The sequence below is a fragment of the Pseudomonas kuykendallii genome, assembly GCF_900106975.1.
Lineage (GTDB): Bacteria > Pseudomonadota > Gammaproteobacteria > Pseudomonadales > Pseudomonadaceae > Pseudomonas_O > Pseudomonas_O kuykendallii.
Window position 1 is genome coordinate 71,075 of record NZ_FNNU01000007.1, and the last position, 12,971, is coordinate 84,045.

A 12,971-nucleotide genomic window follows, 5' to 3' on the forward strand; every position below is an offset into this window, starting at 1 on the left:
GGTGGTGAGTCGAGACTTCAGTCGGGAAAAGCGCCTGCTTACACCCCGACAATTCAAGACCGTATTCGACTCCCCCACCGGCAAGGTCCCCGGCAGGAATGTCCTGCTACTCGCGCGCGACAACGATCTTGATCATCCCCGCTTGGGTTTGGTGATCGGCAAGAAGAGCGTCAAGCTCTCCGTTGAACGCAATCGCCTGAAACGTCAGATCCGCGAATCGTTCCGCCTGAACCAGGACAGCCTGGTCGGCTGGGACATCGTGATCGTCGCGCGCAAGGGCCTTGGCGACCTGGACAACAGCGAACTGGCTCTACAGTTCGGCAAGCTCTGGAAACGCCTCGCGCGCAATCGACCTCGCCTGCACACCCAAGCCGAACCTGAGGTCGCCGACAGTCGTCATGCGTAAACTGGCCCTCGCATCGATCCAGTTCTACCGCTATGCCATCAGCCCGATGATGGCCAGCCACTGTCGTTTCTACCCCAGTTGTTCCTGCTACGCCCATGACGCCATCGAGCAGCACGGCGTGATGCGTGGCGGCTGGCTGGCCATGCGCCGGCTTGGCCGTTGTCATCCCTGGAATCCCGGCGGTTACGATCCGGTTCCCGCAGCGAAACCCTCCCGATCCCCTTCGATGGCCGAGTAATCATGGATATCAAACGCTCGATCCTGATCGTCGCCCTTGCGATCGTGTCCTACCTGATGGTCCTGCAATGGAACCAGGATTATGGGCAGGCCGCGTTGCCGCCGACGCAGAACCCTGTTGCGCAGAGCTCCAACCAGGCGCTGCCCGACGCTCCCAGTGCCACCGCCACCAGCGACGACGTGCCCAGCGCGACGGCCGAAGGCGAAGCGCAAATTGCACCGAGCGCAGTCAGCAACGCACTCATTCGGGTGAAGACCGACGTTCTCGACCTGGCGATCGATCCGCGTGGGGGCGATATCGTCCAGCTCAGCCTGCCGCAGTATCCGCGTCGTCAGGACCGTCCCGATGTGCCGTTCCAGCTGTTCGACAACGGCGGCGAACTGACCTACCTGGCGCAGAGCGGCCTGACCGGCGCCAACGGCCCGGATGCCCGCAGCTCCGGCCGGCCGCTGTTCAACAGCGCGCAGCGCAGCTACGAACTGGCCGAAGGTCAGAATCAGCTAGTGGTCGACCTGACCTACAGCGATGCCGGGGTCAACTACATCAAGCGCTTCACCTTCAAGCGCGGGCTCGATGCCTCCTGCTCACCCAAAGAGCAGCAGCTGAAGAAGCCGGGCTGCGTGGACCCGTCCGCCTACCAGGTCGAAGTGCGCTATCTGATCGACAACCAGAGCGGCGCTACCTGGAACGGCAACCTGTTCGCCCAGCTCAAGCGTGACGCCAGCGGCGACCCGTCCTCGACCACGGCCACCGGCACGGCCACTTACCTTGGCGCGGCGATGTGGAAACCTGATTCGCCTTACACCAAGGTGAAGATGAAGGACATCGACAAGGCCCCGCTGAAGGAAACCGTGCAGGGCGGCTGGGTCGCCTGGCTGCAGCATTACTTCGTCACCGCCTGGGTGCCGGCGAAAGACACCACCAACGTGGTGCAGACCCGCAAGGACGCCCAGGGCAACTACATCATCGGCTTCACCGGTCCTACCGTAACCGTCGCCCCCGGCGCCAAGGCGGAGACCAGTGCGATTCTCTATGCCGGTCCGAAGATCCAGAAATACCTCGGCGAGCTGTCCCACGGCCTCGAGCTGACGGTCGACTACGGCGTTCTGTGGTTCCTCGCACAACCGATCTTCTGGCTGTTGCAACATATCCACAGCCTACTCGGAAACTGGGGCTGGTCGATCATCGTCCTGACCATCATCATCAAGATGGCGTTCTTCCCGCTGTCTGCCGCCAGCTACCGCTCCATGGCGCGCATGCGCGCCGTCTCGCCAAAGATGGCCGCACTGAAAGAGCAGTTCGGTGACGATCGCCAGAAGATGTCCCAGGCGATGATGGAGCTCTACAAGAAAGAGAAGATCAACCCGCTCGGCGGCTGCCTGCCGATCGTGGTGCAGATGCCGGTGTTCCTGGCGCTCTACTGGACGCTGCTAGAAAGCGTCGAGATGCGCCAGGCGCCGTGGATGTTCTGGATCACCGACCTGTCGATCAAGGATCCGTTCTTCATCCTGCCGATCATCATGGGCGCGACCATGTTCATTCAGCAGCAGCTGAACCCGACGCCGCCGGACCCGATGCAGGCCAAGGTAATGAAGCTGATGCCGATCATCTTCACCTTCTTCTTCCTCTGGTTCCCGGCCGGTCTGGTGCTGTACTGGGTGGTCAACAACTGCCTGTCCATCGCACAGCAGTGGTACATTACCCGCCAGATCGAAGCACGCACGAAGAAGGCCGAAGCCTGATTCACGTCGCGCGCACCTGTTGAACGAGACGCCCCATTTATGGGGCGTCTTGCTATCTGGAGAGCCCGAATGTCCACACCCCGTGAAACCATCGCCGCCGTCGCCACGGCACCCGGACGCGGCGGGGTGGGTATCGTGCGGGTTTCGGGTACGCAGGCGCGGCGCATGGCGGTCGCGCTGTTCGGCCGAGAACCGCGGCCACGACATGCGCATTACGGTCCGTTCCTCGCCGAAGCCGGCCAGGTCATCGACGAAGGCCTGCTGCTGTTCTTTCCGGGGCCGAACTCCTTTACCGGCGAAGACGTGCTCGAACTCCAGGGCCATGGAGGCCCAGTGATTCTCGACCTGCTGCTCAGACGCTGCCTCGAACTGGGCGCCCGCCAGGCGCGCCCGGGCGAGTTCAGCGAGCGCGCCTTCCTCAATGACAAACTCGATCTGGCGCAGGCCGAGGCGATTGCCGACCTGATCGAGGCCAGTTCCGAACAGGCGGCACGCAACGCGTTGCGTTCGCTGCAGGGTGAGTTCTCGAAACGCGTGCACGGCCTGACCGAGAGCCTGATCCAGCTGCGCATCTATGTCGAAGCGGCGATCGACTTCCCGGAGGAAGAAATCGACTTCCTCGCCGATGGCCACGTACTGCGGCAACTCGATGCCGTGCGCGAACACCTGCAGCAGGTCGTCCGGGAAGCCAGTCAGGGCGCTTTGCTGCGCGACGGCATGAACGTGGTCATCGCCGGCCGGCCCAACGCCGGAAAGTCGAGCCTGCTCAACGCCCTCGCCGGCCGCGAGACGGCGATCGTCAGTGACATCGCCGGCACCACGCGCGACGTGCTGCGTGAACATATCCACATCGATGGCATGCCGCTGCACGTGATCGACACCGCCGGCCTGCGCGCTACCGACGACCAGGTCGAGAAGATCGGCGTCGAACGCGCCGTGAAGGCGATCAGCGAGGCCGATCGTGTGCTGCTGGTGGTGGATGCGAGCACGCCGGAAGCGCGCGATCCGTTCGCACTCTGGCCGGAGTTCTTCGACGTGCGCCCGGCGGCGGACAAGGTGACGCTGATCCGCAACAAGGCCGATCTTTCCGGCGAGCCCAGCGCACTGTCGGTCGCCGGGGATGGCCACGTCAGCATCGCCTTGTCCGCGCGCTCCAGCGACGGCCTCGAGCTGTTGCGCGAACACCTGAAGGCCTGCATGGGCTACCAGCAACTGTCCGAGGGCAGCTTCAGCGCCCGTCGGCGTCACCTCGAGGCACTGCGCCAGGCGTCCAGCCACCTTGAACATGGACGCGCCCAGCTGACCCTGGCAGGCGCCGGCGAGCTCCTGGCGGAAGACCTGCGCCTGGCGCAGCAGGCACTCGGCGAAATCACCGGTGCGTTCAGCTCCGACGACCTCCTCGGTCGGATCTTTTCCAGCTTCTGCATCGGCAAGTAACCCCCGGAAGGTTGCGGTCTCGCCGTGTCGGGACGGTATTCGGCCGCCCATTTTTCGGCCATGAGCGTTGTGGATAACCCTGAATGTGCCCTGTAGGTAACGCGCCTCCAAAGCGGAGGATAAACTCACCTGTGCATAAGTAGAGGTTTAATACACAGGTTACGATCAACCTAACCCCTGCTTTCACGCAGCCAGGGCACAAGTTTCACGAACGCTGTACATCAGGATTGGCGTGGCTTTTAGCACTTTATCCACAGAAAATGGCGCCAGTAAGAATAAACATAGAAAACAAGCTTTATAAATTCATCTCTATTTATTCTTGTTAGCCGGACTCACGAGCCACTCGCTTCTCCGGGTGAACCGATTGGCTAAATTTTGTGCAAAAGGCTTCATTCAGCCAACCTAACTCCCTATACTTGCCGGCTCCCTGATTTCCCAATCTCAACAGGCACGAGGTGCGTGGTGGATTACCCTTCCCGTTTCGACGTGATCGTCATCGGTGGCGGCCATGCCGGTACCGAAGCAGCGCTGGCTGCCGCCCGCATGGGGGTGAAAACCCTGCTGCTGACCCATAACGTCGAAACCCTCGGCCAGATGAGCTGCAACCCGGCCATCGGCGGGATCGGCAAGAGCCATCTGGTGAAGGAAATCGACGCCCTCGGCGGCGTGATGGCGCAGGCAACGGACAAGGGTGGCATCCAGTTCCGTGTGCTCAATAGCCGTAAGGGCCCCGCGGTGCGCGCCACGCGCGCCCAGGCCGACCGCATCCTGTACAAGGCCGCGGTGCGTGAGGTTCTGGAAAACCAGCCTAACCTGTGGATATTCCAGCAGGCCTGCGACGACCTGATCGTCGAGAACGAGCAGGTCAAGGGCGTGGTCACCCAGATGGGCTTGCGTTTCTTCGCCGAGTCCGTGGTGCTGACCACCGGCACCTTCCTGGGCGGACTTATCCACATCGGCCTGCAGAACTACTCCGGCGGCCGCGCCGGCGACCCGCCGTCGATGTCCCTGGCCAAGCGCCTGCGGGAACTGCCGCTGCGCGTCGGTCGGCTGAAGACGGGCACGCCGCCGCGCATCGACGGTCGCTCGGTGGATTTCTCGGTGATGACCGAGCAGCCTGGCGATACGCCGGTTCCGGTGATGTCGTTCCTCGGTTCGAAGGAACAGCATCCGGCGCAGGTCAGCTGCTGGATCACTCATACCAATGCGCGCACCCACGAGATCATCGCCGCCAACCTGGATCGCTCGCCGATGTACTCGGGCGTTATCGAAGGGATCGGTCCGCGCTACTGCCCGTCGATCGAGGACAAGATCCATCGCTTCGCCGACAAGGACAGCCACCAGGTGTTCCTCGAGCCGGAAGGCCTGACCACCCACGAGCTGTACCCGAACGGCATCTCCACCTCGCTGCCCTTCGACGTGCAGTTGCAGATCGTGCAGAGCATCCGCGGGATGGAAAACGCGCACATCGTGCGTCCGGGCTACGCCATCGAGTATGACTATTTCGATCCGCGTGATCTCAGGTACAGCCTGGAGACCAAGGTCATCGGCGGGCTGTTCTTCGCCGGCCAGATCAATGGCACCACGGGCTACGAAGAAGCCGGTGCCCAGGGCCTGCTCGCCGGTGCCAACGCCGCGCTGCGTGCGCAGGGCAAGGACGCCTGGTGCCCGCGTCGCGACGAGGCCTACATCGGCGTGCTGGTCGACGACCTGATCACCCTCGGCACCCAGGAGCCGTACCGCATGTTCACGTCGCGCGCCGAGTACCGGCTGATCCTGCGCGAGGACAATGCCGACCTGCGACTCACCGAGAAGGGCCGTGAACTGGGATTGATCGACGACGCGCGCTGGGCCGCGTTCTGCACCAAGCGCGAGGCGATCGAGCAGGAAGAACAGCGCCTGAAAAGCGCCTGGGTCCGTCCGAATACGCCCCAGGGTGACGCCGTCGCCGCGCGCTTCGGGACGCCGCTCGCCCACGAATACAACCTGCTCAACCTGCTCAGTCGTCCGGAAATCGACTACGCCGGGCTGATCGAGATCACCGGCGAAGGCGTGGGCGATCCGCAGGTCGCCGAGCAGATCGAGATCCGCACCAAGTACGCCGGCTATATCGATCGCCAGCAGGAGGAAATTGCCCGCCTGCGTGCCAGCGAGAACATCCGCCTGCCCGACGACCTCGACTACGCCGGGATTCCCGGGCTGTCCAAGGAAATCCAGCACAAGCTCGGCCAGGCCCGCCCGGAAACCCTCGGCCAGGCCTCGCGCATCCCCGGCGTGACGCCGGCGGCCGTGTCGCTGCTGATGATCCACCTGAAGAAGCGCGGCGCGGGTCGCCAGCTGGAACAGAGCGCCTGATGGCGGTCACTGATAGCCACGCGCTGGAGCTTTCCCGGGGAGCCGAACAACTTGGTGTGGCGCTCGACGCATCGCAGCAACGCCGGCTGCTCGGTTACCTGGCGCTGCTCATCAAATGGAACAAGGCCTACAACCTGACCGCGGTGCGCGACCCTGAGGAGATGGTTTCGCGCCATCTGCTCGACAGCCTCAGCGTGGTGCCCTTCGTGGCCGACGGTGGCGAGTGCTGGCTGGACGTCGGCAGCGGCGGCGGCATGCCCGGCATTCCCCTGGCGATCCTGTTTCCCGACCGCCATTTCACTCTGCTCGACTCCAACGGCAAGAAGACCCGCTTCCTCACCCAGGTGAAACTCGAGCTCGGCCTGAGCAACCTGGATGTGGTGCATGGTCGCGTCGAGGCGTTCACGCCCGAGCGGCCGTTCGACGGCATCTGCTCGCGCGCCTTCAGTGCCCTGGACGATTTTGCCAACTGGACGCGCCATCTGGGCGATGCATCGACCAGATGGCTGGCGATGAAAGGCGTGCATCCCGATGACGAGCTGCAGGCGCTGCCGGACGACTTCCGCCTCGCCGCGACCCACGTGCTCAAGGTTCCCGGTTGCCAAGGCCAGCGCCATCTGCTGATACTGCGCCGCTCCTCATGACCCGGACCGACACCGACAATGGCTAAAGTTCTCGCCATCGCCAACCAGAAAGGCGGTGTCGCCAAGACCACGACCTGCATCAACCTGGCGGCCTCGCTGGTGGCCACCAAGCGCCGGGTGCTGCTCATCGACCTCGATCCGCAGGGCAATGCCACCACCGGCAGCGGCGTGGACAAGCTCGGCCTCGAACACTCGATCTACGACGTGCTGATAGGCGAATGCAGCCTGGTCGAAGCCATGCAGTTCTCCGAGCACGGCGGTTACCAGCTGCTGCCGGCCAACCGCGACCTGACGGCCGCCGAAGTGGCCCTGCTGGACATGCCGGCCAAGGAGAATCGCCTGCGCGAGGCGTTGGCCCCGGTCCGCGAGAACTACGACTACATCCTCATCGACTGCCCCCCGTCGCTGTCGATGCTCACCGTCAACGCGCTGGTCGCCGCCGATGGCGTGATCATCCCCATGCAGTGCGAGTATTACGCGCTGGAAGGGCTGACCGACCTGATCAACTCGATCCAGCGCATCGGCAAGATGCTCAACCCGTCGCTGAAGATCGAAGGCTTGCTGCGCACCATGTACGACCCGCGCATCAGTCTGACCAACGATGTGTCGGCCCAGCTCAAGGAGCATTTCGGCGACACGCTTTACGACACAGTGATCCCGCGCAACGTCCGTCTCGCCGAGGCGCCCAGCTTCGGCATGCCGGCGCTGGTCTACGACAAGCAATCGCGTGGCGCCCTCGCCTACCTGGCACTCGCCGGCGAACTGGCACGCCGTCAGCGCAGCGCCGGACGCACCGCAGTGGCGCCCGCCACACAAGGATAAGGAACTGGCATGGCCATCAAGAAACGAGGTCTCGGACGCGGACTGGACGCCCTGCTGGGCGGAACCAGCATCGCCGCCATGCAGGAAGAAGCCGCCCAGGTGGAAAACCGTGAGCTGCATTACCTCCCGCTCGACCTGATTCAGCGCGGCAAGTATCAGCCGCGCCGCGACATGGACCCCGCCGCACTGGAAGAACTGGCGCAATCGATCAAGGCCCAGGGCGTGATGCAGCCGATCGTGGTGCGTGCCATCGACGGTGGTCGTTACGAAATCATTGCCGGTGAGCGTCGCTGGCGTGCCAGCCAGCAGGCCAGCCTGGAAAAGATCCCGGCGATGGTGCGCGATGTCAGCGACGAGGCCGCGGTGGCGATGGCGCTGATCGAGAACATCCAGCGCGAGGACCTCAATCCGATAGAGGAAGCCTTCGCCCTGCAGCGCTTGCAGCAGGAATTTCAGCTCACCCAGCAGCAGGTCGCCGAGGCCGTGGGCAAATCGCGGGTCACCGTGACCAACCTGTTGCGCCTGATCGCCCTGCCGGAGGAGATCAAGACCCTGCTCGCCCATGGCGATCTGGAAATGGGACACGCCCGGGCATTGCTCGGATTGCCGGCCGACCGCCAGCTGGAAGCTGCGCGACACGTTGTCGCACGCAGTTTGACGGTTCGTCAGACCGAGGCTCTAGTGAGGCAGTGGCTAAGCGACAAACCACAGGCCGCCGAGAAGCCCAAAGCCGATCCGGACATCAGCCGTCTGGAGCAGCGCCTCGCAGAGCGGCTGGGCTCTCCCGTGCAGATCAAGCACGGACAGAAGGGCAAAGGTCAGTTGGTAATCCGCTACAACTCGCTGGACGAATTGCAGGGCGTACTGGCGCATATCCGCTGAAACAAATGCTTATGCATGACGTGTAGCGGGTAGTCGGAAATCACTACCCGGCAGTTGAACGGGTAGGGAAGCGCCCCTATACTCTGCGCGCATTTTGGTCGGCATGAAATATGCCAAGTCGTTGATTTAACGGACGCCGACCTTCCAGAGGACGTTTGCGATGGATGCCCGCACGCCACAACGCCTGCCCCTCCATCGCCTGCCGGTTTTTCCGGTGTTGATCGCCCAACTGGTCCTGCTGCTGATCGCCGCTTCGTTACTGTGGCTGTCGCGAGGATCGGTAGCCGGTTACTCGGGACTCTGCGGTGGTCTGATCGTATGGCTACCCAACCTGTATTTCGCTCACAAGGCGTTCCGCTTCAGCGGGGCGCGGGCCGCACAAGCCATCGTCCGGTCGTTCTACGCCGGCGAGGCCGGAAAACTGATTCTGACGGCGGTGCTCTTTGCGCTGACGTTCGCAGGTGTGAAACCGCTGGAACCGCTGGCCGTATTCGGTGTGTTCCTGCTGACCCAGACGGTCGGCTGGTTTTCTCCCCTGCTGATGAGAAAACGACTTACGAATTAACGCGTTGAGGCAAACATGGCAGCAGAAAACGCTTCGGGCTACATTCAGCACCACCTGCAGAACCTGACCTTCGGGCGTCTGCCGAGCGGTGACTGGGGTCTCGCCCACACCGCTCAGGAAGCCAAGGAAATGGGCTTCTGGGCATTCCACCTAGATACTCTGGGCTGGTCGGTTGCTCTGGGTGTGATCTTCGTTCTGCTGTTCCGCATGGCTGCCAGCAAGGCGACCTCCGGTCAGCCGGGTGCCCTGCAGAACTTCGTCGAAGTGTTGGTCGAGTTCGTCGACGGCAGCGTCAAGGACACATTCCACGGCCGCAATCCGCTGATCGCTCCCCTGGCCCTGACGATCTTCGTCTGGATCTTCCTGATGAACGCTATCGACCTGATCCCGGTCGACTGGATCCCGCATGCGGCGATGGCGATCTCCGGCAACGAGCACATCTTCTTCCGTGCGGTTCCGACTACCGATCCGAACGCTACCCTGGGAATGGCCCTGTCGGTGTTCGCGCTGATCATCTTCTACAGCATCAAGGTCAAGGGCATCGGCGGCTTCATTGGTGAACTGACCCTGCATCCTTTCAGCAGCAAGAACATCGCGGTGCAGGTCATTCTCATCCCGGTCAACTTCCTGCTCGAATTCGTAACCCTGGTGGCCAAGCCGATTTCGCTGGCCCTGCGGTTGTTCGGCAACATGTATGCCGGTGAGCTGGTATTCATCCTGATCGCCGTGATGTTCGGCAGCGGTCTGCTTTGGCTGAGTGGCCTGGGTGTGGTGCTGCAGTGGGCGTGGGCCGTTTTCCACATCCTGATCATCACTCTGCAAGCGTTCATCTTCATGATGCTGACGATCGTCTACCTTTCGATGGCGCACGAAGATAACCACTGATTGTTCGCTTTACCGCTTCATCTAAAACCCCTAACCAAGTCGACATAAGAGTCGGAGGAAAAATGGAAACTGTAGTTGGTCTTACCGCTATTGCCGTTGCACTGCTGATTGGCCTGGGTGCCCTGGGTACCGCCATTGGTTTCGGTCTGCTGGGTGGCAAATTCCTGGAAGGCGCCGCGCGTCAACCGGAAATGGTCCCGATGCTGCAAGTCAAGATGTTCATCGTCGCCGGCCTGCTCGACGCCGTGACCATGATCGGCGTTGGTATCGCTCTGTTCTTCACCTTCGCGAACCCCTTCGTTGGTCAAATCGCCGGCTAATCACTCGTCTTCTTTCGAGTGAACCGGTTTGATGGACAACGAACGAGCGAGGTGTTGGCGTGAACATTAATGCAACCCTGATTGGCCAGTCCGTTGCGTTCTTCATCTTCGTGCTGTTCTGCATGAAGTTCGTGTGGCCTCCGGTCATCACGGCTTTGCGCGAACGCCAGAAGAAGATCGCAGAAGGTCTGGACGCTGCCAATCGTGCGACTCGCGACCTGGAGCTGGCCCAAGAGAAAGTGGGCGAGCAACTGCGCGAGGCGAAGACTCAGGCAGCCGAGATCATCGAGCAAGCCAAGAAGCGCGCGACCCAGATCGTCGACGAAGCCCGTGATCAGGCCCGTGTCGAAGCTGAGCGCGTCAAGGCTCAGGCTCAGGCCGAGATCGAGCAGGAAATCAACGGTGTCAAGGACGCGCTGCGTGCCCAACTGGGTAGCCTGGCCGTCGGCGGTGCCGAGAAGATCCTGGGTGCCACAATCGATCGAAACGCGCATGCGGAGCTGGTTGATAAACTGGCTGCCGAAATCTAAGCGAGGGCGATCATGGCAGAATTGACCACGCTGGCCCGACCTTATGCCAAGGCTGCTTTCGAGCATGCCCAGGCCCATCAGCAGCTGGCCGCCTGGTCGGCCATGCTCGGCCTGGCTGCAGCGGTGTCGCAAGACGCGCGCATGCAGAGCGTGCTCAAGGCTCCGCGTCTGACCAGTACAGAAAAGGCCGCCACCTTCGTCGAGGTGTGCGGCGACAAGTTCGATGCTCAGGTACAGAACTTCATCCATATCGTTGCCGAAAACGAGCGCCTCGCGCTGTTGCCGGAAATCGCCGAACTGTTCGAGCTGTACAAAGCCGAGCAGGAGAAGTCGGTCGATGTGGACGTGACCAGTGCCTTCGCATTGAGCGCCGAACAGCAAGACAAACTCGCCAAGGTTCTCAGCGCTCGGCTCAGCCGGGAAGTGCGATTGCACGCTGCGGAAGACGCCGGCCTCATCGGTGGTGTCGTGATCCGCGCAGGCGACCTGGTTATCGATGGCTCGGTTCGCGGCAAGCTCGCGAAACTGGCCGAAGCGTTGAAATCCTGAGTTTGAAGGGGCAGCAGAGCAATGCAGCAACTCAATCCTTCCGAAATAAGTGAAATCATCAAGGGGCGTATCGAGAAACTCGACGTCTCTTCCCAAGCCCGTAACGAAGGCACCATCGTCAGCGTTTCCGACGGTATCGTGCGCATCTACGGCCTGGCCGACGTCATGTACGGCGAGATGATCGAGTTCCCCGGCGGCGTCTACGGTATGGCGCTGAACCTGGAACAAGACTCCGTCGGCGCCGTCGTTCTGGGTAGCTACCTCGGCCTGCAAGAAGGCATGAGTGCCAAGTGCACCGGCCGCATCCTCGAGGTTCCGGTCGGTCCGGAACTGCTGGGTCGTGTGGTCGATGCCCTGGGTAACCCGATCGATGGCAAAGGCCCGCTCAACAACGTCGCTACCGACGCGGTTGAGAAGGTCGCGCCGGGCGTGATCTGGCGTAAGTCGGTCGACCAGCCGGTACAGACCGGCTACAAATCGGTCGATGCGATGATCCCGGTAGGCCGTGGCCAGCGCGAGCTGATCATCGGTGACCGTCAGATCGGCAAGACCGCTCTGGCCATCGACGCCATCATCAACCAGAAGAACAGCGGCATCCGCTGCGTCTACGTCGCCGTCGGTCAGAAGCAGTCGACCATCGCCAACGTTGTACGCAAGCTGGAAGAGAACGGCGCCCTGGCCAACACCATCGTGGTGGCGGCGAGTGCTTCGGAATCCGCAGCGCTGCAGTTCCTGGCTCCCTACGCCGGCTGCACCATGGGCGAGTACTTCCGTGACCGCGGCGAAGACGCTTTGATCGTTTATGACGATCTGTCCAAGCAGGCTGTCGCCTATCGCCAGATCTCCCTGCTGCTGCGCCGTCCGCCGGGCCGCGAAGCCTACCCGGGCGACGTGTTCTATCTCCACAGCCGTCTGCTGGAGCGCGCTTCCCGCGTTTCCGAAGAGTACGTCGAGAAGTTCACCAACGGCGCCGTGACTGGCAAGACCGGTTCGCTGACCGCGCTGCCGATCATCGAAACCCAGGCCGGCGACGTTTCCGCGTTCGTTCCGACCAACGTGATTTCGATCACCGACGGCCAGATCTTCTTGGAATCGGCGATGTTCAACTCGGGTATCCGTCCGGCCGTCAACGCCGGTATCTCGGTATCCCGCGTGGGTGGCGCCGCCCAGACCAAGATCGTCAAGAAGCTTTCCGGTGGTATTCGTACCGCGTTGGCGCAGTACCGTGAACTGGCGGCTTTCGCCCAGTTCGCTTCCGACCTGGACGAAGCCACTCGCAAGCAGCTCGAGCATGGTCAGCGTGTTACCGAGCTGATGAAGCAGAAGCAGTACGCGCCGATGTCCATCGCCGAAATGTCGCTGTCGCTGTATGCCGCCGAGCGCGGTTTCCTGACCGACGTCGAGCTGGCCAAGATCGGTAGCTTCGAAGCTGCGCTGATTGCCTACTTCAACCGTGATCACGCCGATCTGATGGCGAAGATCAACGAGAAGGGTGACTTCAACGACGAAATCGATAAAGGCATCAAAGCCGGCATCGAGAAGTTCAAGGCCACCCAAACCTGGTAAGCCGCAGCGGGGTCGAAAGGCCCCGCCTGC

14 protein-coding genes are annotated in these 12,971 nt (G+C 62.2%); all 14 read left to right on the forward strand.

What is annotated here, in order from left to right; translation table 11 throughout:
* Position 1: 1 nt before the first annotated feature.
* Positions 2 to 406 (forward strand): ribonuclease P protein component, encoded by a 405-nt coding sequence (gene rnpA, locus BLV15_RS19740; protein WP_407072462.1) that lies wholly within the window; start codon positions 2 to 4, stop codon positions 404 to 406.
* On the forward strand, positions 399 to 644 hold the full coding sequence (yidD, locus tag BLV15_RS19745) for a membrane protein insertion efficiency factor YidD (protein ID WP_090231433.1): 246 nt from the start codon (positions 399 to 401) through the stop codon (positions 642 to 644). Before rnpA ends, yidD begins: the two co-directional genes overlap by 8 nt.
* A gap of 2 nt (positions 645 to 646) precedes the next feature.
* Entirely contained in the window at positions 647 to 2,386 is a 1,740-nt protein-coding gene (gene yidC, locus BLV15_RS19750) for a membrane protein insertase YidC (RefSeq protein WP_090231434.1), read from the forward strand.
* A gap of 69 nt (positions 2,387 to 2,455) precedes the next feature.
* Positions 2,456 to 3,823 (forward strand): tRNA uridine-5-carboxymethylaminomethyl(34) synthesis GTPase MnmE, encoded by a 1,368-nt coding sequence (gene mnmE / locus BLV15_RS19755; protein ID WP_090231435.1) that lies wholly within the window; start codon positions 2,456 to 2,458, stop codon positions 3,821 to 3,823.
* Positions 3,824 to 4,285: 462 nt separating this feature from the next.
* Positions 4,286 to 6,178 (forward strand): tRNA uridine-5-carboxymethylaminomethyl(34) synthesis enzyme MnmG, encoded by a 1,893-nt coding sequence (gene mnmG / locus BLV15_RS19760; protein WP_090231436.1) that lies wholly within the window; start codon positions 4,286 to 4,288, stop codon positions 6,176 to 6,178.
* Positions 6,175 to 6,822 (forward strand): 16S rRNA (guanine(527)-N(7))-methyltransferase RsmG, encoded by a 648-nt coding sequence (rsmG, locus tag BLV15_RS19765; protein ID WP_090231437.1) that lies wholly within the window; start codon positions 6,175 to 6,177, stop codon positions 6,820 to 6,822. Before mnmG ends, rsmG begins: the two co-directional genes overlap by 4 nt.
* Positions 6,823 to 6,840: 18 nt before the next feature.
* Positions 6,841 to 7,644, forward strand: coding sequence for a ParA family protein (locus tag BLV15_RS19770; RefSeq protein WP_090231438.1), 804 nt, complete (start codon positions 6,841 to 6,843; stop codon positions 7,642 to 7,644).
* A gap of 9 nt (positions 7,645 to 7,653) precedes the next feature.
* Positions 7,654 to 8,526, forward strand: coding sequence for a ParB/RepB/Spo0J family partition protein (locus BLV15_RS19775; protein ID WP_090231439.1), 873 nt, complete (start codon positions 7,654 to 7,656; stop codon positions 8,524 to 8,526).
* A 160-nt stretch (positions 8,527 to 8,686) separates the two neighbouring features.
* The gene (locus BLV15_RS19780) at positions 8,687 to 9,091 is read left to right on the forward strand and encodes a F0F1 ATP synthase subunit I (protein ID WP_090231440.1); all 405 of its coding nucleotides are present in this window, start codon (positions 8,687 to 8,689) and stop codon (positions 9,089 to 9,091) included.
* 15 nt (positions 9,092 to 9,106) lie between these two features.
* On the forward strand, positions 9,107 to 9,976 hold the full coding sequence (atpB, locus tag BLV15_RS19785) for a F0F1 ATP synthase subunit A (RefSeq protein WP_090231441.1): 870 nt from the start codon (positions 9,107 to 9,109) through the stop codon (positions 9,974 to 9,976).
* 62 nt (positions 9,977 to 10,038) lie between these two features.
* Positions 10,039 to 10,296, forward strand: coding sequence for a F0F1 ATP synthase subunit C (atpE, locus tag BLV15_RS19790; RefSeq protein ID WP_003097235.1), 258 nt, complete (start codon positions 10,039 to 10,041; stop codon positions 10,294 to 10,296).
* A 59-nt stretch (positions 10,297 to 10,355) separates the two neighbouring features.
* Positions 10,356 to 10,826, forward strand: a complete 471-nt coding sequence (locus BLV15_RS19795; RefSeq protein WP_090231442.1) for a F0F1 ATP synthase subunit B — start codon at positions 10,356 to 10,358, stop codon at positions 10,824 to 10,826.
* 12 nt (positions 10,827 to 10,838) lie between these two features.
* Positions 10,839 to 11,375, forward strand: a complete 537-nt coding sequence (locus BLV15_RS19800) for a F0F1 ATP synthase subunit delta (protein ID WP_090231443.1) — start codon at positions 10,839 to 10,841, stop codon at positions 11,373 to 11,375.
* A 21-nt stretch (positions 11,376 to 11,396) separates the two neighbouring features.
* The gene (atpA, locus tag BLV15_RS19805) at positions 11,397 to 12,941 is read left to right on the forward strand and encodes a F0F1 ATP synthase subunit alpha (RefSeq protein WP_090231444.1); all 1,545 of its coding nucleotides are present in this window, start codon (positions 11,397 to 11,399) and stop codon (positions 12,939 to 12,941) included.
* Positions 12,942 to 12,971: the final 30 nt, after the last annotated feature.